The 24983-nt window shown below is 58.1% G+C and carries 28 protein-coding genes and 4 pseudogenes; 16 read left to right on the top strand and 16 right to left on the bottom strand.

What is annotated here, in order from left to right:
* Nucleotides 1-638: 638 nt before the first annotated feature.
* From ACZYTC_RS33035 to ACZYTC_RS33010, 6 genes are all read right to left on the bottom strand, one after another.
* On the bottom strand, nt 639-1094 hold the full coding sequence (locus ACZYTC_RS33035; RefSeq protein ID WP_488991621.1) for an Hsp20 family protein: 456 nt from the start codon (nt 1092-1094) through the stop codon (nt 639-641).
* A gap of 175 nt (nt 1095-1269) precedes the next feature.
* Nucleotides 1270-1704 carry a hypothetical protein gene (locus ACZYTC_RS33030; protein WP_488991620.1) on the bottom strand — a complete coding sequence of 145 codons (435 nt, stop codon included), beginning with the start codon at nt 1702-1704 and terminating at the stop codon, nt 1270-1272.
* Between the two features lie 106 nt (nt 1705-1810).
* Nucleotides 1811-2041 (bottom strand): hypothetical protein, encoded by a 231-nt coding sequence (locus ACZYTC_RS33025; protein WP_488991619.1) that lies wholly within the window; start codon nt 2039-2041, stop codon nt 1811-1813.
* Between the two features lie 113 nt (nt 2042-2154).
* Complete coding sequence (locus ACZYTC_RS33020) at nt 2155-2652, bottom strand: DUF982 domain-containing protein (RefSeq protein WP_488991618.1); 498 nt, start codon at nt 2650-2652, stop codon at nt 2155-2157.
* 96 nt (nt 2653-2748) lie between these two features.
* Complete coding sequence (locus ACZYTC_RS33015) at nt 2749-3258, bottom strand: Hsp20/alpha crystallin family protein (protein ID WP_488991664.1); 510 nt, start codon at nt 3256-3258, stop codon at nt 2749-2751.
* A 98-nt stretch (nt 3259-3356) separates the two neighbouring features.
* A complete protein-coding gene (locus ACZYTC_RS33010) occupies nt 3357-3833 on the bottom strand; it encodes an Hsp20 family protein (RefSeq protein ID WP_488991617.1) in 477 nt (158 codons plus the stop codon).
* Nucleotides 3834-4256: 423 nt separating this feature from the next.
* On the opposite strand from ACZYTC_RS33010, the pseudogene ACZYTC_RS33005 reads away from it, so the two are divergent.
* Nucleotides 4257-4562, top strand: a pseudogene (locus ACZYTC_RS33005) (co-chaperone GroES).
* A 55-nt stretch (nt 4563-4617) separates the two neighbouring features.
* Nucleotides 4618-4925, top strand: a pseudogene (locus ACZYTC_RS33000) (TCP-1/cpn60 chaperonin family protein); the annotation flags it as partial.
* Between the two features lie 345 nt (nt 4926-5270).
* Here the strand turns inward: ACZYTC_RS33000 and ACZYTC_RS32995 are convergent.
* Nucleotides 5271-5438, bottom strand: a complete 168-nt coding sequence (locus ACZYTC_RS32995; RefSeq protein ID WP_488991616.1) for a hypothetical protein — start codon at nt 5436-5438, stop codon at nt 5271-5273.
* 180 nt (nt 5439-5618) lie between these two features.
* On the opposite strand from ACZYTC_RS32995, the gene ACZYTC_RS32990 reads away from it, so the two are divergent.
* Both ACZYTC_RS32990 and ACZYTC_RS32985 read left to right on the top strand, forming a co-directional pair.
* Complete coding sequence (locus tag ACZYTC_RS32990; protein ID WP_488991615.1) at nt 5619-6062, top strand: DUF982 domain-containing protein; 444 nt, start codon at nt 5619-5621, stop codon at nt 6060-6062.
* Nucleotides 6004-6243: a DUF982 domain-containing protein gene (locus tag ACZYTC_RS32985; protein ID WP_488991614.1), complete on the top strand. Its 240-nt coding sequence runs from the start codon at nt 6004-6006 to the stop codon at nt 6241-6243. The genes ACZYTC_RS32990 and ACZYTC_RS32985 overlap by 59 nt, the downstream gene beginning before the upstream one ends.
* Nucleotides 6244-6807: 564 nt before the next feature.
* On the opposite strand, the pseudogene tnpC reads toward ACZYTC_RS32985, so the two are convergent.
* Nucleotides 6808-7780 (bottom strand): annotated as a pseudogene (gene tnpC / locus ACZYTC_RS32980) (IS66 family transposase); the annotation flags it as partial.
* Between the two features lie 156 nt (nt 7781-7936).
* On the opposite strand from tnpC, the gene ACZYTC_RS32975 reads away from it, so the two are divergent.
* A complete protein-coding gene (locus ACZYTC_RS32975) occupies nt 7937-8281 on the top strand; it encodes a hypothetical protein (protein WP_488991613.1) in 345 nt (114 codons plus the stop codon).
* A 293-nt stretch (nt 8282-8574) separates the two neighbouring features.
* Here ACZYTC_RS32975 and ACZYTC_RS32970 read toward each other — a convergent pair whose 3' ends face one another.
* Nucleotides 8575-8952 (bottom strand): DUF2147 domain-containing protein, encoded by a 378-nt coding sequence (locus ACZYTC_RS32970; RefSeq protein ID WP_488991663.1) that lies wholly within the window; start codon nt 8950-8952, stop codon nt 8575-8577.
* A gap of 183 nt (nt 8953-9135) precedes the next feature.
* On the opposite strand from ACZYTC_RS32970, the gene ACZYTC_RS32965 reads away from it, so the two are divergent.
* The gene (locus ACZYTC_RS32965) at nt 9136-9546 is read left to right on the top strand and encodes a DUF2177 family protein (RefSeq protein WP_488991612.1); all 411 of its coding nucleotides are present in this window, start codon (nt 9136-9138) and stop codon (nt 9544-9546) included.
* On the opposite strand, the gene ACZYTC_RS32960 is transcribed toward ACZYTC_RS32965, so the two are convergent.
* The 6 genes from ACZYTC_RS32960 to ACZYTC_RS32935 all read right to left on the bottom strand — a co-directional run bounded on the left by ACZYTC_RS32960 (nt 9530) and on the right by ACZYTC_RS32935 (nt 14105).
* A complete protein-coding gene (locus ACZYTC_RS32960) occupies nt 9530-10039 on the bottom strand; it encodes a hypothetical protein (RefSeq protein WP_488991611.1) in 510 nt (169 codons plus the stop codon). The genes ACZYTC_RS32965 and ACZYTC_RS32960 overlap by 17 nt on opposite strands.
* A 74-nt stretch (nt 10040-10113) precedes the next feature.
* Nucleotides 10114-11142: an SAM-dependent methyltransferase gene (locus tag ACZYTC_RS32955; protein ID WP_488991610.1), complete on the bottom strand. Its 1029-nt coding sequence runs from the start codon at nt 11140-11142 to the stop codon at nt 10114-10116.
* Complete coding sequence (locus ACZYTC_RS32950; RefSeq protein ID WP_488991609.1) at nt 11139-11969, bottom strand: DUF1295 domain-containing protein; 831 nt, start codon at nt 11967-11969, stop codon at nt 11139-11141. Before ACZYTC_RS32950 ends, ACZYTC_RS32955 begins: the two co-directional genes overlap by 4 nt.
* Nucleotides 11966-12823 carry an alpha/beta hydrolase gene (locus ACZYTC_RS32945; RefSeq protein ID WP_488991608.1) on the bottom strand — a complete coding sequence of 286 codons (858 nt, stop codon included), beginning with the start codon at nt 12821-12823 and terminating at the stop codon, nt 11966-11968. Before ACZYTC_RS32945 ends, ACZYTC_RS32950 begins: the two co-directional genes overlap by 4 nt.
* Before the next feature lie 53 nt (nt 12824-12876).
* Nucleotides 12877-13527, bottom strand: coding sequence for a ChrR family anti-sigma-E factor (locus ACZYTC_RS32940; protein ID WP_488991607.1), 651 nt, complete (start codon nt 13525-13527; stop codon nt 12877-12879).
* The gene (locus ACZYTC_RS32935) at nt 13524-14105 is read right to left on the bottom strand and encodes a sigma-70 family RNA polymerase sigma factor (RefSeq protein ID WP_488991662.1); all 582 of its coding nucleotides are present in this window, start codon (nt 14103-14105) and stop codon (nt 13524-13526) included. Before ACZYTC_RS32935 ends, ACZYTC_RS32940 begins: the two co-directional genes overlap by 4 nt.
* 189 nt (nt 14106-14294) lie before the next feature.
* Between ACZYTC_RS32935 and ACZYTC_RS32930 the strand changes: the two genes are divergently transcribed.
* From ACZYTC_RS32930 to ACZYTC_RS32895, 8 genes and pseudogenes are all read left to right on the top strand, one after another.
* Complete coding sequence (locus ACZYTC_RS32930) at nt 14295-15662, top strand: NAD(P)/FAD-dependent oxidoreductase (RefSeq protein ID WP_488991661.1); 1368 nt, start codon at nt 14295-14297, stop codon at nt 15660-15662.
* Nucleotides 15662-16480, top strand: coding sequence for a DUF1365 domain-containing protein (locus tag ACZYTC_RS32925; protein ID WP_488991606.1), 819 nt, complete (start codon nt 15662-15664; stop codon nt 16478-16480). The genes ACZYTC_RS32930 and ACZYTC_RS32925 overlap by 1 nt, the downstream gene beginning before the upstream one ends.
* Complete coding sequence (locus tag ACZYTC_RS32920; protein ID WP_488991605.1) at nt 16470-17690, top strand: class I SAM-dependent methyltransferase; 1221 nt, start codon at nt 16470-16472, stop codon at nt 17688-17690. The genes ACZYTC_RS32925 and ACZYTC_RS32920 overlap by 11 nt, the downstream gene beginning before the upstream one ends.
* Before the next feature lie 316 nt (nt 17691-18006).
* Complete coding sequence (locus ACZYTC_RS32915; RefSeq protein WP_488991604.1) at nt 18007-18186, top strand: hypothetical protein; 180 nt, start codon at nt 18007-18009, stop codon at nt 18184-18186.
* A 210-nt stretch (nt 18187-18396) separates the two neighbouring features.
* A complete protein-coding gene (locus tag ACZYTC_RS32910; protein ID WP_488991603.1) occupies nt 18397-18897 on the top strand; it encodes a TspO/MBR family protein in 501 nt (166 codons plus the stop codon).
* A pseudogene (locus ACZYTC_RS32905) lies at nt 18896-19193 on the top strand (transposase); the annotation flags it as partial. The gene ACZYTC_RS32910 and the pseudogene ACZYTC_RS32905, both read left to right, overlap by 2 nt.
* A 212-nt stretch (nt 19194-19405) precedes the next feature.
* Nucleotides 19406-20695, top strand: a complete 1290-nt coding sequence (locus ACZYTC_RS32900) for an MFS transporter (protein WP_488991602.1) — start codon at nt 19406-19408, stop codon at nt 20693-20695.
* A gap of 245 nt (nt 20696-20940) precedes the next feature.
* The gene (locus ACZYTC_RS32895; protein ID WP_488991601.1) at nt 20941-22191 is read left to right on the top strand and encodes an arsenic transporter; all 1251 of its coding nucleotides are present in this window, start codon (nt 20941-20943) and stop codon (nt 22189-22191) included.
* Between the two features lie 125 nt (nt 22192-22316).
* Here the strand turns inward: ACZYTC_RS32895 and ACZYTC_RS32890 are convergent, their stop codons facing one another.
* Complete coding sequence (locus ACZYTC_RS32890) at nt 22317-22700, bottom strand: hypothetical protein (RefSeq protein WP_488991600.1); 384 nt, start codon at nt 22698-22700, stop codon at nt 22317-22319.
* Nucleotides 22701-22945: 245 nt separating this feature from the next.
* Here ACZYTC_RS32890 and ACZYTC_RS32885 point away from each other — a divergent pair, with 245 nt between their 5' ends.
* Nucleotides 22946-23611: a response regulator transcription factor gene (locus ACZYTC_RS32885; protein ID WP_454818689.1), complete on the top strand. Its 666-nt coding sequence runs from the start codon at nt 22946-22948 to the stop codon at nt 23609-23611.
* Nucleotides 23608-24978 (top strand): sensor histidine kinase, encoded by a 1371-nt coding sequence (locus ACZYTC_RS32880; RefSeq protein WP_488991599.1) that lies wholly within the window; start codon nt 23608-23610, stop codon nt 24976-24978. Before ACZYTC_RS32885 ends, ACZYTC_RS32880 begins: the two co-directional genes overlap by 4 nt.
* Nucleotides 24979-24983: the final 5 nt, after the last annotated feature.

Below are 24983 nucleotides of genomic sequence, written 5' to 3'. Positions count from 1 at the left end.
CGCGTGCGCATGAAAGCCAGCGCTTCGATGACACCACAGATTTCAATCCAATGCCCGGCGCCCGGCAGAAAACGAACTGGTTTGTTGAAATGGCCACTGTTCATAGTCTAGCTCTGTTATCACTCCCGAGACTGGCCAATACTTCAAAGCCCCGCCGGGCTCGGCAGCGACCCGGCTGAACGAGTATTGGCCAGTTGCTCGGCTTATGTCCGTCCCGCTGAAGTCTCTCTGAGGCTTCACTGCAAGGACGGGCTACCTCCCTCCGACGAATGTCGGCCACTGGCCGCTCGACGCCGGCGTGCCGTTCGATCGTAGCGGGACATACTACTCGCCCGGTCGCCTCTAGCGCGCGAAGCGCGTCCATGATGTCATCGAAGGCAACGACGCGTCCTTTACGGATCTCCCGAAGGCTCGGAGTTGCCTCCAGCGCGCAGGCATCCGAAGCCCATGCGGCCAGGATGGCCCGCTTTTCAGTCAGCGTCAGATCCGGATCGGCAACGACATCCCTTGGATGATCGAAGGCCGATCCAGGATGAAGTAGCTGAGAAATATCGAATTCGTTTCGTGTTGCTCGCTTTTCCATGACAGAATCCTCCATGGTCGGAGGGCGACAAATTAATGCCCTCGAACCATGGCATTCAAGCTGCCTTGGCTGGTCTACCGTTATCGACGGCTTCAGCGGAGCCGATCTCAATATGTCGGGGCTTCATGGCTTGCGGTATCCGCCGCTGCAGATCGATTTGCAGCAAGCCGTTTTCAAACCTTGCGCTGTTGACCTCGACATAATCGGCTAGGTTGAAGCGACGTTCGAAGGGTGCGGCCGATATGCCATGATAGATGTAATCTACGCCATTCTTCGCTTCTGCTTTGCGTCCGGCTACGGTCAAAAGATTCTGTTGTGTCGTGACGTTTATGTCGCTCGCCTTAAAGCCTGCGACCGCTAAGCTGATCCGGAAGCTATCTTCGCCGGTTCGGATAATGTCGTAGGGGGGATAGCCCTCGCCCGCTTCCTTGGAACCCGCATTCAGCAGGTCGAACAAGCGATCGAACCCAATCGCCGATCGGGCAAATGGTGTGAAGTCGTAAGTTCTCATAGCCACATCCTCGTCAAAGCAACATGGTTATAAGCAGGACGCCAGACGCTGCTCGCGCCCGCATCGGGCCCAATCGGGCACCCGACGCGCATCGAGGTGGTGTGAATGCTCCCTATTTCAAGGGTGTGAGCAAAATTTTTGCTCCGCCCTCGCCATAGTTTCGTCCATCCAATGCTCAGTGGGTTGCCCGCTGGAACGCCTCCAAGATGGCTGCCAGTCTGGCGCGAACTTCCGTCCTCCCAACGGCCTGAACATGGGAACCGGAATCGCAAGTCGCTCGTACGATGTACTCGCCATTCTTTGCCTGCAAACCATCGATTTTCCACGTCGGCACACCCCACGCTCTCAACTTTTCGACCGCATCAAGTGACGACGTCAGCATTGGAATAAAGACAGGTGTTCCCTCTTTTCCAGGAGCGTCATACAACATGGTTATTGTCGATGTTGGATGAGGTCTGACATTACTATACTTGGCAAGTGCATCAGGAATATATTGCAGGGCGGCAGCAATGTGGCTTTCCAGCTTGGGATCGCGTTTCTCGCCCTCCTTCACCCGCTGGATCAGGTCCTCAAGTTTTGTTGTATCAATCAGCGAACTTGCCTCGGTCATTTTTCTCCCACCTTCCTCAAGGGAGCAGCAACTTGGAAACGGATGCGCGTTGTTCCTCCTTGGCGGATGCGACAAATCCCATAGCCGCCAAGCCGCAAAATGGATGCTAGTGCTGATGCCGACTGAGACGACGATCGGACACACGTTCTAGTCGTGAGGCTGGAAACCAGGGTTTTATTGTGCCGTCCGGGCGCCTCAAATCCACATTGCCCTCGGGATCGTTGCCAGGACCGAAATGCAAAGCGATCACTTCGTAAGTTGTTTCGGCACTGAACATTTCTGACAGCGACGATACCGCGTCGGACTTGACGCGAACGACATCACCAATGTTCACCATTTTCTCCTCCTTACGTTATATTCAGAAGGTTACCGGACGAAAGGCCCGAGGCTCGACATATTGCCTAATGAGCCGTTCAGCCATCTCCCAAGCTAAGATCTCAATCATCTTGTTCATATTGAAGCCAAATTCCGGTCGCGGGCTTCTTGTTGCTCGCGCATCGGCCGAAGAACTCTCCCGGCTTCCGCTATGGCCAGATCGCGTGAAAGCTCTTTGAGGTGTGCCGAGCTCCCGCCGGCCTTTGTGCCAGTGGCAAACCAGACGTGACCCCTTTTTTCTCGGCCCGGCTTATCCGTTTCTCGGCCAGACGTCAGGCGGGCGGACATCCCGACCGCCGTCGGCCCAACGCCTTCGGCGTCGCTGAATTCGTCCAGATCCGACATTCCAGCTTCAGCCAAGGCTACAGCAAAAGCGCGGCGGCAGTCATCGGCACTCATCCGACCGAGAGCGGCAAGATAACAGGCGTTGCGTGCGGCCAGGTATGCCGGACCTTTTGCCTGTGGCCAGCGATGCAAGAGAAAATAGGATGCCTCAGCCGCATTGGAAACTCGCTGCAGCAAGTTCGGGCGAAGCATGAAGACGACCGGCCTTTCAAACGATGCCTTGCTCATTGCCAGACTTGAACCAAGCTAAGTAAAGAGCAAATCAGCTCCTTCCTGTTATTTGGTGGGGCGGCAGCCATGCTCATGCCACCGCCCCTGCACCGATCAACTCTTTACTTCAATCCGCTTGATCTGCGTTTGCTCCTTCGCGGTCTTGGGTAGCGTAACGGTCAGCACGCCATTTTTGAATCTTGCACTGACCTTGTCTTCCTCGACCTCAAGGCCAACGGGGATGCGCCGCTCGAACTGACCATAGAAACGCTCGGAAAATTGCCTTTCCTTATCCTCGGCTTCCGAACGCTTCTCGCCCTTTAATGTCAGCACACCCTCGCTCAGGAAGACTTCGACATCCTTTTCTGCCAGACCCGGCACTTCCGCGGTCACCTTGATCTCCTTGTCGTTGTCGGAGATCTCGACGCTGGGCCAGCCAGCCCCGGGAGCGGCGATCCTGCCGAAAGCCGGCAGCCTGGTGTCAAAGCCACGAAAGACGTCATCGAACAACCGGTTCACCTCCCTGTGCAATGAGAGGAACGGATCGCGGTCGCTATTGCGCAATAGGGTTGGAAGCTGATCGCCGTTGTTGCGCGCCCATGGAATCAGATCACGCACACTCATCATCTGTCTCCTCTTTGTTCATGCAAGTGACAAAAGCTTCTGAACCGCGCCGGACGAACACGTCCGGCGCTTTGCCTGAGCGGCCTTGGAAAGAAACCTTAGGCGGCCTGCTTTCCGATCTCAGTCTGCTTGGTTGCGTCTTTAGTCGACGCTCCGTCGGCCGCGATCTCGATGCGGCGCGGTTTCATCTCTTCGGGAACCTCGCGCTTGAGATCGATCGTCAGCAGGCCCTTGTCGAGATTTGCGCCAACAACCTTGATGTGGTCGGCCAGTTCGAAACGCTGCGTGAAGGCACGCGCCGCTATGCCGCGGTGCAGATACTGGCCCTTGTCGTCCCCGGCCTTCTGCCCCGACACAACCATGACGTTGCGCTCCTGGGTGATGCCCAGTTCGTCTTGCGCGAAGCCGGCCACCGCCATGGTAATTCGGTAGTTGTCCTCGCCTGTCTTAGTTATGTCATAGGGAGGCCAATTATCGGCTGTCTCAACATGGCTGGTCGCTTCGAGCGCGTTCAGCATCCGGTCAAAGCCGATGCTCGACCGGAAAAACGGTGTAAAGTCGAGAGTGGTTCTCATAGCCACATCCTCCTAAAAGCAACATGGTTACAAGTTTGATCCCTCCACCGAACACATTGTTGCCCAGGGGAGAAATGCCGATCCCGCATGGCGATCAGCGGTTACGATTTAGTCGGCGTTTCGGACATTTCAAGAGGTCGTTCAGACCATTCATACGCATTTTGAAAGAGTGCCCGCATAGCTCGATGACAGGCGCTTTCAACAAGATTCGAAAGCAGGGGGTTAGCTAAAACGCTCATATATTCAATAGATTATCACTCTTCGTAGTCGACTGCCAAAAAATCCGATTGCCCCCTTGTAATCAAAAAGCCCATCAACCCACTGATTTTGCGCGCGACGCCATTTGGGTAGCGCACCCCGCTCCGGTCGTCGGATCGGAGCGGTGGAACACCTCAAAATCGTTCGTCCTTGAAGGAGAACGATATGACGTTCCGTCCATTGCATGACCGCGTTCTGGTCCGCCGCATCGAAGCCGACGAAAGAACCGCGGGCGGCATAATCATCCCCGATACCGCCAAAGAGAAACCGCAGCAGGGCGAGATCCTCGCGATCGGCCCTGGCGCGCGGCGCCAGCCCTGAAAGCTGGCCGAACTCAACGTCGGCGAACGCATCCTGCTTCGCAAATGGTCAGGTACCGAGATCAAAATCGATGGTGAGGATCTCACCATCAAGGAAAGCGATATGCTGGGTGTGATCATCGGAACCGCAACATTGACGAAGGTCGCCTGAAGGCTCCTTCCCAATGTCCCATTCTCAGATACCTGCCTATTGTGGAAGAGATCCAATGGCTGGCAAGGAAGTCAAACTCCACTTCTGACGCGCGCGAGAAGCTGCTGCGCAGCGTCGGTATCCCCGCCAATGCCGTCAAGGTTACGCTGGGTCCCAAGGGCCGCAGTGTCGTGATCGAAAAATCATTCGGCACCCCTCATACTACCAAGGATGGCGTGACCGTCGCCAAGGGAATCGAGTTGGAGGACAAGTTCGAGGACATGGGCGCACAGATGGGCGCGCGAGGTTGCCTCCAAGTCGAACGACCTTACCTGTGACGGCACCACGATAGCGGCGGTTCTTGCCCAGGCGTTGACGCCACAACTCTGACCGGTGCTCTGCTTGCTCATGGGCTAAAGCCGCGTCCCTCTGCTTGCTCGAAAGGGCCATGGTTAGCTGTAGCGGACTGAGATTTCGGCCGAAATTCACGCCAGCCATTACACGTCCTACCCAACCAATCGACAAGTCGCCGTCCCTGACCTTTCAATCATCGCAAACAGTGTAGCGGAGTGGTTGATCTTTGCCGCGACCTCGGGGTCACAGCCTTTGCCTACAGGTGGCGCCCCCGCCGGCAACCTCGAAAGAGGGGTCTGGCAACAAAAACACCCTGCCTGCAATCAAAAGTCTCTTTTTTTAACTTGCCGTCCAGGCCCAAGCACTTCAGTCCATTCAACCGAGGCCGCGCCTTGGAGGCACGATCTGCGACTGGAGTATCTCGAACTCGATCTGCGTTCGGATCTGCTCGGCGCTGCCGTGCACGACCACGAAGCGTTCCTTGTCGAAGTATATCGTCGAAGTGTCGCTATCGTTGCCTTCGATATAGTAGATGCGGCTCACGTTCACTTCGATCAGGTGTAGGTCGTAGCTTCTCTCGAACGTGCAGAATACGAGGATCTTTGCCGCCACCCCTTCAAAGCAATCAGGCGTTTCTGGCGATCAGTGCATTTCAACCACCGCACACAAAAGCGAGCGCAATGATGGCTTTTCCAAGGCTTAAATGCGGCAAGAGTCGGTCGAATGTCCAGAATGCCGGGACGACATTTCGTCAAAAAAGTGCCCGCCACGCACGGGGGAATAGCGAGCGGGCAAGGGTCGGAACTGTCGATCTCTCCCGGAGGAGAGGCTAACTCAACCACCGTCGCGCGAAGATGTTCCTGTGCGTTCGAGAGTCGGAACCGCAACGCCCCATCGGCGTTCATAAGCCGGAGGCGATCGATGGAAGTCAAATCTTGGAACTCTCCGGTGAGAATCGAAATGGCACCCGGGCGATATCGAATCATCGGCTCGACCGTCGAGGCAGCTTCCTTTCTGCTGAAGGACTGGCCTCCGAGCCAAGAGGAAAAGGCTTTTTGGGCGCGACGCATCTGCCTCGAGGTGTCCGCGGGCTTGCGCCCAGACGAGGATGCGCGCGGTGCGTTTCTCGCCGCTTGTGGGAGCGCTGGCATTCCCACCACGACATGACGACGAAAGGAATGCCACGGATGTCAAGGTCTGGAGCGAGCCGGTGAGGTTTGAGACCGGTACCGGGAAGTATCGCATCCTCACAGCCGCTGAGGAGGCTTCTCTCTTCCTGCTGGAGCAATGGCCTATGGGGAATGACGTCTCCTATGACACTGCAGCAGCCATCGGGCTCCACGACTGATGAAGGGCCTCCTTCTCGTTATAGGCCGAGGGTTCTAGGCCCTCTGCGATCAGGATTGGGTTCACCGCTCCGATCAGGGGCCGACTCGACCGAGGTTCCGTCAAGGTCGAAAGCGATAGTTGCTCCGTTAAGTGCGGCGAGGTCATACAAATTGCAAGTTCCTCTATGGGCCAAAGAATTCAGGAATTATGCAACGCTTGAAGCAGAACCAGGAGAAATCGCGGCCTTAATTGCGGCAATCCTATTGAGAATAAGCTCTCTGTAGGCCTCTGGCGAAATGGTTCGGTCATCGACGCGAGTCAACCCGCGAGAAACAGGCACCAAAAGATCACCACGGCGCCCGCCTCGCAGCGAATGAATGCTTGCAGCATCTCCGCCTTGGGCTCCAAGACCGGGAGCGAGGAGGATGGACCTGGGCAAGAACATGCGTAGGCGCCGCCCCTCATGCGGTACAGTCGCTCCTACCACGGTCCCAATCGGATTCAATTTCTCTGAATCGTCGACCTGCCGGGCGAAGCCGGAGATGAGTTCGGCAACACGATTGGAGATCAGTAACCGCTGTTCTCAGGCCACGGCGTTGAGTGGCGCTGAGGCATAGGCCCAGGGCAGCGGGTCATCGAGTTGGTTCTGCGGGTGACCGGCGACGATACGGGTGATAACGTCGGCGAGGTAGGCGTAGGGGTCGAGGCCGTTGAGCTTGGCGGTTTCTATGAGCGACGCGATCGTTGCCCAGTGCTCACCGCCGCCGTCGGAACCTGCGAAGAGGGCATTTTTCCGATTGAGGGCGATCGGCCTAATTGAGCGTTCGACCACGTTGGAGTCGATCTCGACGCGACCGTCGTCGAGGAAGCGACCAATTCCGGCCCAGCGCGCGAGCGGGTAGCGGATTGCTTCAGCGAGCTTACTCTTCTGGCTGACCAGCGCGAGCTTCTCGCGCAGCCACTGCTCGAGGGCCTCGATGATCGGCCCGGTCCGTTATTGGCGGGTGGCGCGGCGCTCCTCCGCTGGGCGATCCCCAGCTAGCTCTCGATCTTGTAAAGCTCGGCGATGCGCTGGAGCGCCTCCGTGGCGATCGGCGCCGGACCGCCTCGGCCAGCTCGTAGAACTTGCGCCGCACATGGCTCCAGCAGAACGCCAGGCTCAGGGCGTGCCTGTCTGCCTGCACCTTGTAGCCGGCATATCCGTCCACCTGGAGAATGCCGACGAAGCCCTGAAGATGGCGCACGACGTTCTCGGCTTTGCGGTTCGGCGCATAGAGATAGGCGACGCCGGGTGGGTCCGAGCCGTCCTAGGGCCGATCGTCCCTTGCGTAGGCGAATAGCTGGTCCGTCTTCGTACGGCCTCGGCCCGGGTCGAGCATTGGCGCAGTCGTCTCGTCGGCGAAGAATTTGTCGGACGCCTTCAGCCGCTCGAACAGGCGCTCGTGGATGGGCCGGAGCAGAAAGGCTGCCTTGCCGGCATAGATCGGCGCCTGGCGGTAAAGGGGAAGATGGTCGGCGTACTTGGCGACGAGCACATGGGCGACGGTCGCTTCGGTTGATGCCGAAGCCGTGGCATTCATAGCCAAACCTTATGAGCCATCCGATGTCGTTGCGCTCGCGGCCCGGATCCTCAGCTGACGCCAGGGGAAGAACCGGGCGAAAGGGACGCGGAGTGGCGCCGCAAACCGTGGTTGTTGTTGATGGCGAGGTGCTTGTTCGCCACGCGATTGCGGATTGTCTGTGGTCTTGCGGATACGATGGTAGAAGCAGCGACCTCCGACGGGGCGCTGATCCTGTTCAAGGATAAGCAGATCATGGTCAATGCCATGCTGTGCGACATCAAGGTAGATGGCTCGATGAATGGCTTTGAGCTCGTGCGCGCCGCGCGGACTATTCATCCAGGGATTGAAATCGCCTTGGCCGGCAGCATGCTATCCAGCGCCAAGGCTGCAGCGAATCGCTGCGATTCTGGTCCTCACCTTGGCAGGCCCTATGATCCGCAGGGGGTCGCTGACTACATCAAGCAGGTGCTTGCCAAAAAGGGGACTGCGGACTGATAGTTGCCTGACTCGGGATTAACCACGCAGCTCCCCGAGAACGTCTGCGACTGGAAGCCGTAAGGTCAAAAGTCCTAACCAAAGCGCGAGTGCGAAATTGGAGCTTGAATCAAAAAATCTCATCCGTTCCAGAAACTGGGATCGCAGCACAGTTGCGAGAGAATACCAGACGCAACTGCAATGCTGGCCGGCCTAATCACACGGGCTAGTGGATGCCGGAGGAATGACGCGCCCGGAGGGGCGAGCTACTTTACATTTCAGATTTTACGATGCGGAAAGGCAATCAACGATCTTCATCTTCCGCCTGCCGGTGTCCAACGGACGTCACGGCAAAGCAGACCCCCCAAGGTGCACCCGCGTGTGATCAAGCTAGTTGCGTTGACGATTACGGTGACGCCATAGGCTTTCTGCCGCTTCGGATCATAGGCCGTCCCTGTCAACTTATCGTCAGACGTCCGATCGAGCGACATGATCAGCCTGTCTCCAACCTCTTCACCATTGCTTGTGTCCCTGATCCAGAGATTAGTTGCGCAAATCTTCGAGCCACATGGCGCGATCCTGACCCGAGCATTGCCGTCATCGCGCAACCACACCCCGTCAGGCCTACGCTCCTGAGCGGCGAGGGCAGTGCAACCTGTGAATAAAACGATAGCTAATGCTGCGGCACGCATGATCACGGCACAGGCTCCCAAAGATTTTCACCTCAGTTGTTATATTTACGCGCGCGTTCCGTGTTCGGATCACATCTTATGCAGGGGCCCTGCTTTCAGACCTCAAACCTCCGAAGCGCTTTGTGATCCGACGATCACTCTAGGGCGTAACAAAAGTAGTCTCGGGCAAAGAAAGGCCAACCCTTGAAAACCTACGGCATTGCCTACATTGCGACCGGCTTGGTGTTTCTCGCCATCGATGCGATCTGGCTGACCGTTGCGGCGCAACGGCTCTACCGTCCTCTTATGGGCGACATGCTGGTTGAGAGTTTCAGATTGGCGCCGGCGGCGCTTTTCTATCTCATCTATATCACAGGCATCGTCGTGTTCGCGATCGTGCCCGCGCTTGCCAGCGGTCGATGGATGACGGCCGCATCGTATGGGGCGTTTCTTGGACTTTTTGCTTATGCGACCTACGATCTGACAAACCAGGCGACTCTAAAAAACTGGCCGCTGGCAGTGACTATCGCCGATCTCTGCTGGGGCACGTTCCTGACAGCGGTTGCGGCAACGGCCGGCTTCCTGATCACCCGTGCCTTCACCGCCGCGTATTGAACTGACTTATCAGCCCTGACGCGATGAGCCCGACGAACACCGTCAGGGTGCCCGCGCTCATGGCGTTCAGCCGGAAAAATGCCTGGTACTCGAAATTGGTATAGAGGTGGACCGGAGCGCCATATCGCCCATTCAGCCCGAGATAAATGAGCAAGGCCCCACCAATTAAAAGAAAGCCGACAAGCCTTTCCGATGCTCTGAAGAACGTCGCCGCAATCAGGGCGCACGGGATCAGGAAAATCTCCACACCCGACGAGGGGCCAAATACCTTCGCGCTCAAGAACGTGTTGGCCATGCCGGCAAGGGGAAGAAGCGCCCGGCCTGTCCTGGAATTTCGTCTGGCAATGGCCGGTACAGCCAGGAAAAACGGCGTCGACAGGAAGGTGGAAAATATCGGCCAGATTTGAGGGCTGACTGCCCAATAGGTGTAGAGCGGATAAAACGGCTGGTTGGACGCCACCACGAGGGCAATCAGGTTGCAGGCGGCGACCATGGGGTCGTCGTGAGCGGCGTAAGCTGCAATGCGATTCCAAATATGTCGAATAAAATTCATCGGCAAATCGGGCGTCAGGCTGGACGCAGGCGATAGTGGCTCACGCCCCATTCCTCGCCGCCGGCGTGCCCGAACAGGCCTGCCGTCGCCAGATAGAAAAGACGCCAACGCTGACGCCAGAGCCCAGCGTCGGCGCCGTAGACCTCATGTAAGATGGGATCGATCCGCCCGCTGTTTTCATCGAAGCGCGCCAGCCAGTCCAACGCCGTCTTCTGGTAGTGCAGCCCGCTCCAGCGCCAGTTCCGTTCAACCGCAAAGCATTCCGGAAAGTGCCTCAGCAAGCCGTGGCTCGGCATGATGCCGCCGGTGAAGAAATGTTGGGCGATCCAGTCCGCCTCGTTTTTGTGATCGAATCGATAGGGACTGTGCTTGTGGCTGAAGAAGTGAACGAACAGACGCCCGGTTTCCGGCCGGAGCCATACCCTGATCCGTTCGAGCAAACCTTTCCAGTTCGACATATGTTCAAACATCTCGACCGAGACGATTCTGTCGTATGTCCCTTCGGCCATGAAGCCGTTCATATCCGCTGTAATGACACGGAGATTGGTGAGACCGCGCACCGCCGCCTCCGCCTCGATATAGAGCCGTTGCGGCGTCGAATTCGAGATCGCGGTGATGGTCGAATGTGGGAACCGCTCGGCCATGAAAAGCGTCAGTGATCCCCAGCCGCAGCCGAGTTCCAGAATCGATTGCCCTTCGGCAAGATCGGCGTGCCCGACTGTTTCCTCAAGTGCCCGAAGCTCTGCGTCAGCCAACTTCTCAACGCCCGTCGGATAAAGGCAGCAAGAATATTTACGGTGCGGGCCGAGCGTGAGCGCGAAGAATTCGGGCGGCAATTCGTAGTGCTGCTCGTTGGCCGCGTCCGCATGTTCGGCGATCGGGTGTCCGCTCATCGCGCGCACGAAATCTCCCTCCTCCCGGCTGGAGGCTGAGGCCAACTTCCGTGTCGTGCGCCTGATCAGGATCTCGATGCCCATCTGCTTCAGATAATCGGGAAGCGGTGCGCGTTCGGCGGCGCAAATCGCCGCAGAAATCAGACTCATCGAATGTCTCCATGGTTGCTCGCGTCAACGGCGCGTTGCGGACCGGGCCAGAATGCGTTGACGCGGTTCTGATAGTCGCGAAATACTTGGCCACGCGAGCGCAGCATGTGTGCTTCGAGGGGCGGAATGCCGGAGGCATGAGCGAGCAGCCAGTACATCAGCAATGGCCCGGCGAGCGCCAGCCAACCCCAAGGATAGGCGCCTGCAAGATCTATTGCGATTATGGCGTAGGCGAGCCAGCCCAACCATTCGAAGAAATAATTTGGGTGGCGCGATATCCCCCAAAAACCGATGTCGCAAACCTTGCCTTTGTTGCCGGGGTCGGACCGAAATGCGGCAAGCTGGCCGTCGGCGGTCGTCTCGCCAGCGACCGCAACGATCAGCACGGCCATACCGAACCAATCAGCGAAACCGAGACCTGGCGCGGGATTATGAGCTGCCAGCATGATCGACAGCGCCAACGCCAGCGCCGCCAGGGCCTGGATCTGCAGAAACCAGAAGAGGCGACGCTTGAAAGAGCCGCCCCAGTCCACGCGTAACTGTCTGTAACGTGGATCGTCGCCGCCTCGCACGGTGCGCACCACGATATGGATGCTGAGGCGCAACGACCAGACCAGCGCCAGGATTGCCACAAGCACCTGCCGCATCGAGATTTGCGAGTCGGCGAGTGGTATCAGGGCCGCTGCCGCGCCGAACGCGCCGGTGGCGAAAGACCAGATCGCGTCGATCCAGCCCGACCGACCCGTACGAAGCGCCACAAGCCAGGCGCCGATCATCGTCGCCGAGAGGCAAACCGCCAATGCGAGAACGAAGATCGCTGGGGTCATGCGCTCCTGTCCTGCGCCGCCGGCCTGCCGGCAAGCACCTGTTGATCGGTATGCTTCAGCGCAAAACCGGCGACATCGTCGAGGATCGGCCCCAGGAACCGCAACGGACGCACAAACGCGCCGATCAGCGTGCGGTGGTTTAAACGGTCATAGAGCTTCGTTTCCGCTTCGCCGCCAATGCATCTTATGCGTTCGGTGACCCGAATCGTGTTCCCGGGCTCGACGGTCCGATCATTGTTTCCTGTCGCTAAAAATGCCGGCGGAGCAACCGCATCCACGAAGTTGATCGGCTGTGTGCCGGCGAGGTAGTTTTCAGGCCCAAAGATCCGTTTCAGCGTCCGGCTGTGAAGCGGGAGAAAGTCATAGGGACCGGCAAGGCCGATAATGGCGCGCAGGTCGACGCTTGCATCGAGACCAAGCCCAAGAAGCCATTTGCGATCGAAGGCCAGCATGGCGGCGATATGGGTGCCGGCGGAATGACCCATGGCGATGACGCGACGAGGATCGCCCCCGAACCCCGCAATATGATCGACCCTCCAGCGCATTGCCTCAGCCGCATCTTGGAGGAAGCCGGGGGAGCGAACTTCAGGAAAAGCACTGTAGTCGGGAATCACGGTGGTAAAGCCGCGCTCGGTCGGGGCCTGTCCAACGAAGAGGTAGTCGCTTCGCTCGCCATCCTCCCAGCCGCCGCCATAGAAGAAGACGATGACTGGCGACGGTCCGCCCTTGGCGGCCGGATAGATGTCAAGGACGTGGCGCGAGTGGAGTCCATAGCGGACAACGCTATGGGATCGTGTCGCACCGATCCTGGCAATCACGTTCAGAAAATAGACCGGAGACGGAAATGCTTTCATGTACCGGCCACTTCTCGCCGCGCTGTGCTGAACGCGCTCCCCGCGGCCATCGATCAGAAACCCACGATTGGACGCAGAAGTCGGCCGAGCAAACCGTGAAGACGCGTATCGCCTTCAAGCGCGGCAAGACACACGCAGTCCGATTCCTGCCCGACCACAGGCCGATGATCCACATCGTCGCCGGCCTCGTCGAGGTCCCCTGGTAAATACTGGCCGCGCTCGTCAGCCAGCGCTCCTGACAGAATTTGCATGAATTCGAGGCCGGTATGCCCATGAGCCGGGAGATGGAGCCCCGCTCTACCTTTGAGCAGCATCACTTTTTCGTCAGGGCTGCCGGGAATCCTGACCTTGCTCCATTTGAACCCCGGTCCAAGCCACTTCCACGGATCGATCTCGCAGTGCTGCATCGCCTGCGGAAGTTCTATTCCCAATTCCGGATGTTTCGTCTTGGTTCGGCCTTTGGGCTGCAAAGGTTGAGCAACCTCGAGCCTCTCCATGGTGCGTCCGAAACAATCCGCGGTGAGCGGAGCGGGCGACATCTCATCTAGGATCGCGCCGCCAACGGCCTCGAAGTGCGCCATACGGTTGCGGCAGACCGCACATCCTTCGAGGTGGACGGAGACGACAAGCGCAGGACCTGCGCCCAATGCGCCGGCCGCCATACGAATCAGCGTTTCATCGCTGGGGTGATGGTTGATCGTCATATATCGCTGTCCAAAAGGGTCCGCAGCCGATTTAATGCGAGCCGAACACGGGATTTTATGGTGCCGAGAGGAATGCCCAGCTCTCTTGCAATCTCCACATGGGGCTTCTCGGCAAAGAACGACAGCCGCACAATGGTTGACTGATCGATAGGCAAGCTTTCCAACGCCTTGCGCACCCCTTCCTCCCGTTCGGCAACGATGGCGATATCTTCACCCGAAGGCGGCATCTCGAATTCGTCACTCGGATCCAGAAGTCGATCGGCGTTCCGGGATCTGGTTCGGCGCAGCCGATCGATCCTTTGATTGCGGGCAATCGTGAACACCCAAGTCGACGCACCCGATTTATGTGGATCGAAATAAGACGCTTTACGCCATACCGCGATCATTACCTCCTGGGTTACTTCCTCTGCGGCGGAATCTGCAAGGCCTGTTCGCATGAGGAAGCTTTTGACGCGAGGCGCGAAGTACCCGAAAAGTCGCGCGAAGGCGTTCCGGTCCTGCTTCCGCGCAACCGCGTCGATGAGACCGATCAGTTCCTCAGGAGACGGCAGCACTTCTTTTTGTCTTGCCTCGTTCAAAATAACCGGCCTCGCTGCCGGACGGACCTGCTGCGTATTCCTGGTTCCAAAATATGAGCTCGCTGCATCCATTTGCCCTTCATACGCCCGCGCCCTGCGATCGGATCACGCAAGGAGTGATCTATTGCGCGCCAAGTTCCGTAAATATTGGCAGTTTGGCGCGCGGAGGGAAATCCTTTGACCGGAGAGATTGCAGCAACCGACGGACGTAGCTGGCGGGAACCTGGCCCGGCGGCTCATCAAGGCCTCGACGTTGCTGTCGTGGGCAGTGGCATTTCCGGGCTGTCTGCCGCATGGTTGCTCTCGAAAAGGCATCGCGTCTCTCTTTTCGAAGCTGATAACCGGCTTGGGGGGCACAGCCACACTGTCGACGCCGCAGGCTTGGCTGTCGATACAGGCTTTATCGTTTTCAATGAGAACACCTATCCGAACCTGACGGCTCTATTCGATCATGTCGGCGTCACCACCAAGCGTTCCGATATGTCGTTTGCCGTTTCACTCGACGACGGCCGTCTCGAATATTCCGGCACCGGTTTGCTGGGTCTTTTCGCGCAGGGCCGGAACGCGATCAGCCCACGATTCTGGATGATGTTGCGCGACCTCGTCCGCTTCTATCGCGAAGCACCGCGGAATGTTGCGGCGTTAGGAATGATAACCCTCGACGAATATCTCGATGCGGCCGGCTACGGCGATAGCTTCCGCAATGACTATCTCTATCCAATGGCGGCCGCAATCTGGTCGACCCCGGCAGCAAAAATCGGCGCCTATCCCGCGGTTTCGTTCATCCGATTTTGCCAGACGCATGGTCTTCTGAAGCTTGCTGGCCGACCGGTCTGGCGAACCGTCGCCGGCGGCAGTCGGTCCTATGTCCACGTACTCTCCAAAGCCATACCCGAAGTCGTCTCAAACTATCCCGTCAATGCGATTGTTCGCGCAAAAGGTGGCGTCGAGCTCGTTGGACGCGATGGCCACCGTCGCCGTTTCGATCACGTTGTCATCGCAGCACACGCGGACCAGGCTCTGGAAATGCTGGCCGATTGGAGTAGCGAAGAGCGACGTCTGCTTGGCGCGTTCGACTATATCGTCAATGACGCGGTCCTTCATACCGATACGCGCCTGATGCCGGAGCGGCGGCGTGTCTGGTCGAGCTGGAACTACATGACGAGAGATGGCAATGATGGCCGTAAGCTCGCTGTGACCTATTGGATGAACCGTCTACAGGGGATTGAAAGCAAGCGGCCGCTGTTCGTAACGCTTAATCCCCACCGCGAGATCGCATCCGAGGCGGTCCTCAAGCGAATGAGTTATAGCCATCCTCGTTTCGATGCCCGGGCGATGCAGGCGCAAAAGGAGCTTTGGTCGCTGCAAGGGCGCAGCAACACCTGGTTCTGCGGCGCCTATTTCGGCGCGGGGTTTCACGAGGATGGGCTGCAAGCCGGCCTCGCTGTCGCCGAAGCGATCGGCGGCGTGCGGCGGCCGTGGACGGTTCCGGGCGAATCCGGCCGCATCCATATTCATGACAGCGAGCCCGGCCTGCCGGAGGCGGAGGCAGCCTAATGCCGGAACTTCGATCGGGTCTCTATACCGGTGCTGTGATGCACCATAGGTTGCGGCCAAGACAGCACCGCCTGCGCTACAGCATTTTCTACCTGCTGCTCGATCTCGACGAAATAGAAGTGCTGGAGAACAGACTTCGCTTTTTCTCGCACAACCGGTTCAACCTTTTCAGCTTCCATGATCGCGACCACGGCGAGGGGGCGACACAATCGCCACGCGACAGCATCATCCGTCAACTGCATGAGGCCGGCATCGAAACGGGTGGACCGATCCGGCTGCTCACAATGCCGCGCATCCTCGGATACGCCTTCAATCCGCTCAGCATCTATTTCTGTCATAGGCGCGACGGCTCACTGTCCGCGATCTTCTACGAAGTAAACAACACGTTCAGGCAGCGCCATAACTACCTCATTCCCGTCGCTCCCGGCATAACTGGGCCGGTGCGGCAAGAAAGCCAAAAATCCTTTTATGTCTCGCCCTTCATGACCACCGACATGATCTATTCCTTCTCTATCGTGCCTCCGGGGAAGGATGTGTCGGTTTCGGTTATCGGCCGCGATGACGATGGACCGCTCATTATCGCCAGGCTGACCGCTGTCAGGCAGGATTTGTCAGACGCCTCTTTAGCCCGCGCGTTCTTCGTCTATCCGCTGATGACGTTCAAAGTCATCGCGGGCATCTATTGGGAAGCACTGCTTATTTGGCTGAAGGGAATCCGTCTCTATCCGCGGCCTTCCCCACCGGATCGGCCCGTCACCATCGGGCGCGGAGCAAACCCTGAAAGCAGTCGAGAGAAGAGCAGCGTGCATGACGTTTGACATCAAGACAAGAACCTTGAGCGGCTTTAAAGGGCCCAAGGAAAGCCTGGTCGCTCATTTGCTTGGCCGAATGATCGCGCGGATCGATTGCGGCCACATCACCGTCGTGCTGCCTAGTGGTGATCGTATCGAGCATTCAGGTGCGCAGTCCGGACCGTCCGCCACGCTCGTCCTCCATGGCTGGCGAGCAATCCGGCGGCTCCTCAGCCACGGAGATCTGGGCTTTGCAGAAGCCTACATCGATGGTGATTGGTCAAGCCCGGATCTCGCCGCACTACTTGAGCTGGCGGCGCGAAACATCCCTGTGCTCGATCGCAGCATTTCGGGTTTCTGGCCTGCCCGCGTGTATAATCGCATACGCCATGTGCTGCGCGTAAACAGCAAAACTGGAAGCCGTAGAAACATTTCCTTCCACTATGATCTCGGCAATGCATTTTACGAGCGCTGGCTCGACCCGACAATGACCTATTCATCGGCGCTTTATGCGCATCCAAACCAGACGCTTGAAGAAGCCCAGGAAGCCAAGCTGTCACAAATCGAAGAACTCCTGAACCTTCAGGGCGGCGAGAACGTACTCGAGATTGGCTGCGGCTGGGGAGCTTTGGCCGTGAGGTTGGCTCGTGCAGGTGCTCACGTTACCGGTGTTACCCTATCGACCGAGCAACTGGCTTTCGGTCGAAAGCGCTTGGAGCAGGAGACGCTGGTCGACAAAGCCGCTTTGGAATTGACCGACTATCGCGACGTCGAGGGTTCCTATGACCGGATCGTATCGATCGAAATGCTGGAGGCAGTCGGCGAGGCCTACTGGCCGGCTTACTTTGAAACGCTGCATGATCGCCTGAATTTCGGCGGCAAAGCCGTTATACAGGTGATCACGATCGACGAGGCTCGCTTCGAGGCTTACCGTGGCTCTCCTGATTTTATTCAGCGTCACATCTTCCCAGGCGGGATGCTTCCGACCAAAACAATCATTGTCGAACAAGGCGCGAAGGCCGGGCTCAGGCTGGTTTCCACGCAAATGTTCGGCCAGAGCTATGCGGCCACACTTTCCGAGTGGCACAAACGGTTTCATGCTTCATGGCCCGACATCGCCGCAATGGGGTTCCCGGAGCGCTTTCGCAGGCTCTGGAACTATTACCTCTGCTACTGCGAGGCTGGATTCAAAGCCGCAACCATCGATGTTGGTTTCTTTGTTTTCGCCAAAATCTGACGGTTCGGATGGAGAATATCAATTTTTTGGGGAGATCACAGTCTGCTCCGATGCCGCCGCAAAAGGGCTTCATCGGATTACTTGGGCGGGTCACCAGCAACGAACTTTCCATCAGCATTTGTGCGCCTACTGATTTCGCGCGACGCGCTCCTGACGCTGACAAAAGCAATGATAGCGAGGCTGGATGCCGATGGTCGGCGCGGCCTATCTCGTCCATCTCGGGCTCGGCGCACTGACCGGGCGGGGAAGTGGATTGAATATCACCGCAGACGTTCCAAACAATACAAACCTGCGTACCATATTCTAGAAGGGATTCTTGAGTGACGTTCTCAATCCGAAAGTCGCAATATTCTTTCTCGCGCTGCTACCTCAGTTCGTGAATGCCAAGGCTGGCAATCCCTTTGCTCAACTCGTACTGCTCGGCATCACAGGCAATCTCATCGCTATTGTCATTAACCTGCTCCTCGTAACCGCTGCTGGCCGTGTCAGTCAGTGATTGCGCCGAAGCAGCCGGATCGCGGCTGGCTGCAAAAGGGGATGGGCGTAATGTTCGTAGCACTGGGCGTCCGCCTGGCGTTCGAACCGAGGTGACCGCTTGTTCAGCTCCTCGTTTGTTCACGGATTCCGGAGGTTTACGTCCTACTCTTGTCATGATCCCCTCCAGTCAAAATACTATTTGTCTTCAGTGCTATTTTAGGATTTCGTCATGACGAATCGAAAAAACGAAGAACGGCTTCCGATGTGGCTCCGGGCCTCGATCGCTGTGTTGCCGGTGATCGTCGCATCACTTTTGGGACAGTGGGCAACTTACCCCAATCTTGCCTCATGGTACGCGGAGCTTTCCAAGCCATCATTTAATCCGCCAAACTATATTTTTGCGCCAGTTTGGACGGCGCTGTTTTTTTTGATGGCTTATTCCGTATGGCGCCTTCTAGACGTATCTGGGAAGCAAGCTGAACGCAGGGTTGCGCTAGGGCTGTTCTTCCTTCAACTCACGCTCAATGCGCTATGGTCATGGCTATTCTTCGGGCTTAACAATCCACTTGCCGGACTGATTGATATCATCCCGCAGTTCGTAATCATCCTGATCACCATCAATAACTTCCGGCGGCTCGACCTGGTAGCAGCGCTATGCTTGACTCCACTCGCCCTATGGGTCGGGTTTGCATCTTTGCTAAACTTTGAGATTTGGCGACTGAACAGTTGATCGAAAGAGCATCCAGCCGATGGCGGCCCGCGACGGCGGTGTCGGCTCCGACCAGCTTCATCACTTCATCACCAGCGGTGTCTGGGACGCCGCGCCGCTCGAGAAGGCCTTCCTCAGTGAAGCCGACGGGACAGTCGGCGGTACCGTGACCTGGGATTATTGACGACACGGCGCTGCCAAAGAAGGGCGAGCGCTCGGTCGGCGTCGCGCTGCAGTACCCCTCGGCCTTGGGCAAGAACGCCGACTGCCAGACACGGGTATCGCTGACGCTGGCTTCCGGCGAAGTTCAGATCATGGGACATCGCTGGCGGGCGGCCAGATGAAAACATGCGACGCAACCACCTTAACCGAGCCTGAACGAGTCTATTCAGCTTGTGGCCACTCATCCGGCCTATGAGACCTCGAGGGGCTCAGTGCGCACTGATGCTTTGTCTCACCGTCGTGGCGCGTCTCGCGTCGATTTTCAACACGTGTTTCGTCCAGGTCCCGTCATTGGAGAAGCTCGACAATGCAAATCAGCCCAGCAAAGTCATTGGCAGCGTCACGGGAAGGAGACGATGGCGATCGACGGCGAGCAAACAAGGCACTCTTGGCGCTCAACTTTTTCATGGCCGATCTGCAGGCGGGCATAGGCCCCTTCCTTGGCGTCTTCCTCCAACAATACGGCTGGGCCACGGGTCCTATCGGCTCGGTGATGAGCGCTGGCGGTATCGCGGGCATGTTGATGACGGCGCCCGCCGGTGCGTTCATCGATCATACTTATAAGAAGCGCTGGGTCGTTGTGGTCACAGGCATGTGTAGCATCCTCGCTTCCTGCCTCATTCTGCTCTCGCAGTCCCCTGTCGTTGTAACCCTGAGCCAGGTTGCCACCGCGGTCGCGGGTGCAGCAATCGGTCCCGCAGTCGCGGGCATGACCTTGGGCATCGTCAAGCAGAAAGGCTTCAACCTCCAGAATGGCCTGAACCAAGCCTGGAATCATGCCGGCAACCTGGTGGGTGCCGGCCTGTCTGGCTGGTTCGGCTGGGCCTACGGCATGCCCGCAATTGTCTTTCTGGCAGTGATATTTGGCGTTCTGGCGATCATTTCTGTCCTGTTGATCCCGGAACATGCGATCGATCATCAGGCGGCGCGTGGGCTGGAAGGCCCCGAGATCACCGGGCCCGGCAGCAAAGCCGAAGGTTTTCTGGAACTCCTGCACAACAAGCCAATGCTCTTGCTGGCAGGAGCACTCGCTTTTTTCCATCTCGGCAATGGCGCGATGTTGCCCCTCTACGGCATGGCCGTTGTCGGTGGCGGAACGGCGGATCCAGCTGTCTTCACAGCCTTGACCATCGTGGTGGCGCAGGCGGTGATGATCATCGCCTCGATCGCCGCCATGCGTCTGGCCTCGAGCCGAGGGTACTGGATCGTATTGCTCATCTCCTTTGCGTCCCTGCCCATCAGGGGTCTGCTTGCTGGTTCGTTCATTGAATACTGGGGAGTGTGGCCCGTCCAAGCGCTCGACGGCATCGGAGCAGGATTGCAGAGCGTTGCGGTCCCTGGTTTGGTCGCACGCCTTCTCGACGGGACCGGTCGAGTCAACGTCGGACAGGGCGCGGTAACTACGGTTCAGGGTGTGGGAGCTAGTCTTTCTCCTGCTATCGGCGGATGGCTGGCCCAGATCTTTGGTTTCCAGGCGGCCTTTTACATCCTAGGCGGATTTGCCCTCGTCTCCGTTGGTCTATGGCTGGGGTTCGGCGCGCTCTTGCGGCCTGCCTGCCGGGTCATCCGCAGCGTTCCGGCGGTCAACACTCCTTGATTCGCGGCATGCCATGCCACAACTCGATGACCTTCATCGGGCAGACGCTAACCGGATCGGGAGCAAAAGTGGCTGGAAGCCTGTGCCGTTGAGTTTGGTCGACATGTGGGCGAGCTGCGCCGCGGTCGCACTTGCGGGGAACGACCTCCAGCGGTGTAGGGGACTGCCTGCCAGTCTGGTGGCCTTGGCTACCGGCCTGCCTCGCGGTATGCAGCTCGGCCTTGACTGAAACGGAGAGATTGGTGATGTCGGTTGTCGCAACTTGGGCGATTGCTGGAGTGGCGACTGCAGGGGTCATCACCCGACCAATGCGCTGGCCGGAATGGATCTGGGCCGTAGGCGGGGCATTGCTGCTGCTCGGCCTCGGGCTCATCCCGCTCGCTGACGCGTTCAATGCCGTCGGCAAGGGGCTGGACGTCTATCTGTTTCTCATCGGAATGATGCTTCTGAGCGAGACTGCTCGAGCGGAAGGCCTCTTCGACTGGGTCGCGGCCACTGCGGTCAATTTCGCCGGTGGATCGACGCTGAGTCTGTTCGTGTTGGTCTATCTCACGGGCGTGGTCGTAACGACATTCCTGTCGAATGACGCGACAGCGGTCGTGCTGACACCGGCAGTATTCGCTGCTGCCAAAAAAGCCGAGGCAGAACCCTTGCCGCTTCTGTTCGCCTGCGCATTGATTGCGAACGCCGCCAGTTTCGTGTTGCCGATCTCAAATCCTGCAAATCTGGTTCTCTATAGCGGGCATATGCCGGCACTCATGCAATGGCTCGGATCTTTCGCTCTGCCATCTCTCGCATCGATCGTGGTGACGTTTGGCGCCTTGTGGTTCGTCGAGCGAAGGCTCTTGTCCGGGGCTTGTGCCAAGGCGGCAGATCGTCAGTCCTTGACGAAGGGCGGATATGCAGCTTTCGCGTCGATCTTGTTCACGGCGGTCCTGCTGACGATAATGTCCGCACTCGATCAGCCGCTTGGTTATCCCACGGCGATCGCAGGACTGGCGGCGGCACTGGGCGTATCGGCGTTCGCGCGGCGCTCGCCTCTCATTCTCGCAAGGAATGTTTCATGGGGAGTTCTTCTTCTCGTCGCTGGCCTGTTCGTGCTGGTGGAGGCCATGAACGTTACCGGGGTGATCGGTCAGATCGCTGCCTGGCTCAGCGCAGCGCCACAGGAGCCCACCATGGTGGCAATCCAAGCCGGCACCATCCTCGCCTTTGGATCGAACCTCATCAACAATCTGCCCGCGGGCCTGATCGCAAGCACCGCCGTGGCGCAGGCACAGCCGCCGCATCTCGTGATCGATAGTCTTTTGATCGGCGTCGACATCGGTCCCAATCTGTCAGTGACTGGCTCGCTCGCCACCATCTTGTGGCTTCAGGTCATCCGGCGGGAAGGCGAAGATGTGGGCTTCTGGCGCTTCTTGAAAGTCGGCTGTTTCGTCATGCCACTGGCGCTCGCTGCCGCGCTGTGCGCGCGTTTGTTCATCGCAAGCGTGTAGACACAGCTGCGGTATTCCTTGGTTGCTGCACGAGACCGATGCTTCACTGGCAACTCAGGAAAGATCCGCCCGGATAACATTCAACCGTCCGACACTCTCGTGTCGGACGGTTGAATGACGTTCGTCTAGCGGGGGCCGATCAGGCGATGAAGCCAGTCATGCGGCGGCCGGGCAGGGGAGGGTGCCAGGGCTTCGACCTTGCCATCGGCCAGGATCAGATAAGCGGCGTGAATGGACCCATTTTCAAATCGCCCTTGGACGCCGATCACTTCGCCCGATGCTACGAGCTTGCTGCCTTCTCCAGATGGGCCTGTCTCGACCAAAGCTCGGCCAGACGGATCCGACAAGACGAACTTGTCGCCATAAATTTCCGCGACCTTTCCTTTCACCGTGACGATATTGCCGCTGGCGAGCGAGGAGATCGCGATGGGAGACGCCGGGGCTATCTGGACGGCGGGACGAGTGAAGCCAACTGCGCCGGCACCGATGACGGCGCCTGTCGCAACCATGATACCTGCGAGAATGGCGCGAACCGTTGCGCTCGCCTGTCTTTTCTTGCCTTTGAGTTCAGCACTGGCCCGAGGGCTGGTTTCGTCTTTGAGATCTGAAGGCATAGTAATGTGGTCTCCTTTGTTGGCAACATGACCACAAATTACCCACGGCGCTCGACCGCGCCCTGAACCGCTACGTTCAGGCTGGGTTTAGCCTCACGGGATAAATCATCACCGTTCTCTTGTTCAGGATTGGTCTGAAAATGCGCGTTTTGCTCGTAGAAGACGATCAGCATCTCGCCGCTCGCATCGCCGACGTTCTCAGAGCGGAGCGATTTGCCGTCGACATTGCCTCCAATGGCGAGGATGGCCAGCACCTGGGGGATACAGAGGGCTATGACGCTGCCGTGCTGGACCTGGGCTTGCCCAAAGTCGACGGGGTATCGGTGTTGAGGAATTGGCGCGCCCATGGTCGGCACCTGCCGGTACTTATCTTGACTGCGCGGGATGGGTGGTCCGACAAGGTCGAGGGCTTTCGGGCTGGCGCGGACGATTATCTCACCAAGCCATTCAGGGTCGAAGAACTGGTGCTTCGCCTTCGCGCACTTGTTCGTCGTGCCAACGGCCATGCTCAAACACAGCTTCAATGTGGGCCACTTAAATATGACACACAAACAGGTGCGTTTGAGCTTGATGGCTATCCTCTGAAACTCACCGCACTGGAGTGGCGGATCCTCTCATGTCTGATGATGCGCAAGTCGGCTGTGGTGGAGAGGCTCGACCTTCTCGAGCATGCGTATGAACGAAACGCGGACGTGGATTCCAATTCACTCGAGGTCATGATTGCCCGGCTACGGCGCAAGCTTGGATACGACCTTATCGAGACGACCAGAGGACGGGGCTACCGCCTTGTGGACAAAGCGTCATGAGCAGGCGCTCTGGCTCTCTCCAGGCACGCCTGTTGCTGTGGGGCATCGGGCTTACCGCACTTGCCATCATAATCGTCGGGTTGACGATCGGCTGGATTATCGAGCGCTTCGTGGTGGGACAGATCGATGGTCAGCTCGACGCTCGAACCGCCGCTATTTCGGATATGCTGACCGACCGTGGTATTCGCGGCGTAAATGAAAATCTTCGATCGACCTATGATCCAACATTCGATCGCTCCCATCAGGGGTGGTTTTGGCAGATTTTTCAGCAAGAGCCGGGTGGCCTAAATTCCTTCGCTCGCTCGACCACCGATCAAGTCCTGGCGCCATCCAGCCTCGATCCGCTGAAAAACGTGGGTCTCATGCAGTTTCTCGATCCGATCAGGCCCTTTGAGGGCACGACCACGCGAGGGTCTCGCGTCCACGCCCGAGCGCGTTCGGTAACCTTGGATGGAAAGCTCTATTTGGTGGTCGCCGCGGCTCCGAGAGCTGCAGTTCTTGGAGCAGTATGGCAGTTGATCTGGCCTGTCTCGGCCAGCATGCTCCTGCTCGGATTTGGCCTGACGGCAGCGATTACTCTTCAAGTTCGCCTGGGATTGAGACCCTTGCGCCGTCTGGAACGAGATATTGCAAATGTGCGGTCTGGAGTAGCCGCCAAACTTGCCTCGGAGCAGCCGCTCGAACTCGCTTCACTCGTCAGCGAGCTGAACCAATTGATCGAGCACAATCAGCTTGGACTCGATGCCGCGCGAAGGCAGGTGGCCAATCTCGCCCATGGTTTGAAGACCCCATTGGCCTCGATCGAACTGGAGCTAGAGAAGCTTGACGTGGAGGCGAAAAGGGGATTGCGGATACCTGTCGAGCAGATCGATCGACATCTGCGCCATCATCTGAGCCGAGCCAGGGCGAACGCTATGAGTGGCACGGCCCGGGAAAGAATACTTCTCGCGCCGGCTGTCCTCGCCATCGTGGAGGTTTTGAAAAAGCTCTTTGCCGAGCGCGCTCTGCAGTTTTCTATTTCGATCGATGAGAAGATCAGGGTCATCTGCGAACACCGTGACTTCGATGAGATTGTCGGCAATGTTCTTGAGAACGCGTGCAAATGGGCGAAAGGACGGATTGCGATCACCGCTCATGCAAATCCGGGCCGGGTGGTAGTTCGTGTGGAGGACGATGGCTGCGGCGTTCCCGACGCGAAGCTTGTCGACGTCCTCAGACCAGGCGAAAGGCTTGATACTGTCGTCAGGGGAGATGGCTTCGGACTGGCGATCGCGCAGGAATTGATCGAGCTCCACGCTGGTACGATTGAGCTCGCGCGAAGCCCCCTGGGCGGCTTGCGTGTCTCACTGACATTTAAGATGTCCTAGAGCGC

This window comes from Labrys sp. F242 (assembly GCF_057813875.1).
The sequence above is the reverse complement of the archived record's forward strand: the minus strand, read 5'-3'. Positions and strand labels throughout refer to the sequence as shown.

Bases quoted from the DNA above. Each gene is read 5' to 3' on its own strand.
- ACZYTC_RS32880 (WP_488991599.1), top strand. From the start codon at position 23,608: ATGAGCAGGCGCTCTGGCTCTCTCCAGGCACGCCTGTTGCTGTGGGGC.
- ACZYTC_RS32885 (WP_454818689.1), top strand. From the start codon at position 22,946: ATGCGCGTTTTGCTCGTAGAAGACGATCAGCATCTCGCCGCTCGCATC.
- ACZYTC_RS32900 (WP_488991602.1), top strand. From the start codon at position 19,406: ATGCAAATCAGCCCAGCAAAGTCATTGGCAGCGTCACGGGAAGGAGAC.
- ACZYTC_RS33025 (WP_488991619.1), bottom strand. From the start codon at position 2,041: ATGGTGAACATTGGTGATGTCGTTCGCGTCAAGTCCGACGCGGTATCG.
- ACZYTC_RS32925 (WP_488991606.1), top strand. From the start codon at position 15,662: ATGCCGGAACTTCGATCGGGTCTCTATACCGGTGCTGTGATGCACCAT.
- ACZYTC_RS32970 (WP_488991663.1), bottom strand. From the start codon at position 8,952: ATGCGTGCCGCAGCATTAGCTATCGTTTTATTCACAGGTTGCACTGCC.
- ACZYTC_RS32985 (WP_488991614.1), top strand. From the start codon at position 6,004: ATGCGCGCGGTGCGTTTCTCGCCGCTTGTGGGAGCGCTGGCATTCCCA.
- ACZYTC_RS33010 (WP_488991617.1), bottom strand. From the start codon at position 3,833: ATGAGAACCACTCTCGACTTTACACCGTTTTTCCGGTCGAGCATCGGC.
- ACZYTC_RS32920 (WP_488991605.1), top strand. From the start codon at position 16,470: ATGACGTTTGACATCAAGACAAGAACCTTGAGCGGCTTTAAAGGGCCC.
- ACZYTC_RS32990 (WP_488991615.1), top strand. From the start codon at position 5,619: ATGTCCAGAATGCCGGGACGACATTTCGTCAAAAAAGTGCCCGCCACG.
- ACZYTC_RS33030 (WP_488991620.1), bottom strand. From the start codon at position 1,704: ATGACCGAGGCAAGTTCGCTGATTGATACAACAAAACTTGAGGACCTG.
- ACZYTC_RS32945 (WP_488991608.1), bottom strand. From the start codon at position 12,823: ATGAAAGCATTTCCGTCTCCGGTCTATTTTCTGAACGTGATTGCCAGG.
- ACZYTC_RS33035 (WP_488991621.1), bottom strand. From the start codon at position 1,094: ATGAGAACTTACGACTTCACACCATTTGCCCGATCGGCGATTGGGTTC.
- ACZYTC_RS32895 (WP_488991601.1), top strand. From the start codon at position 20,941: ATGTCGGTTGTCGCAACTTGGGCGATTGCTGGAGTGGCGACTGCAGGG.
- ACZYTC_RS32950 (WP_488991609.1), bottom strand. From the start codon at position 11,969: ATGACCCCAGCGATCTTCGTTCTCGCATTGGCGGTTTGCCTCTCGGCG.
- ACZYTC_RS33015 (WP_488991664.1), bottom strand. From the start codon at position 3,258: ATGAGTGTGCGTGATCTGATTCCATGGGCGCGCAACAACGGCGATCAG.
- ACZYTC_RS32940 (WP_488991607.1), bottom strand. From the start codon at position 13,527: ATGACGATCAACCATCACCCCAGCGATGAAACGCTGATTCGTATGGCG.
- ACZYTC_RS32955 (WP_488991610.1), bottom strand. From the start codon at position 11,142: ATGAGTCTGATTTCTGCGGCGATTTGCGCCGCCGAACGCGCACCGCTT.
- ACZYTC_RS33020 (WP_488991618.1), bottom strand. From the start codon at position 2,652: ATGAGCAAGGCATCGTTTGAAAGGCCGGTCGTCTTCATGCTTCGCCCG.
- ACZYTC_RS32960 (WP_488991611.1), bottom strand. From the start codon at position 10,039: ATGGTCGCCGCCTGCAACCTGATTGCCCTCGTGGTGGCGTCCAACCAG.
- ACZYTC_RS32890 (WP_488991600.1), bottom strand. From the start codon at position 22,700: ATGGTTGCGACAGGCGCCGTCATCGGTGCCGGCGCAGTTGGCTTCACT.
- ACZYTC_RS32910 (WP_488991603.1), top strand. From the start codon at position 18,397: ATGACGAATCGAAAAAACGAAGAACGGCTTCCGATGTGGCTCCGGGCC.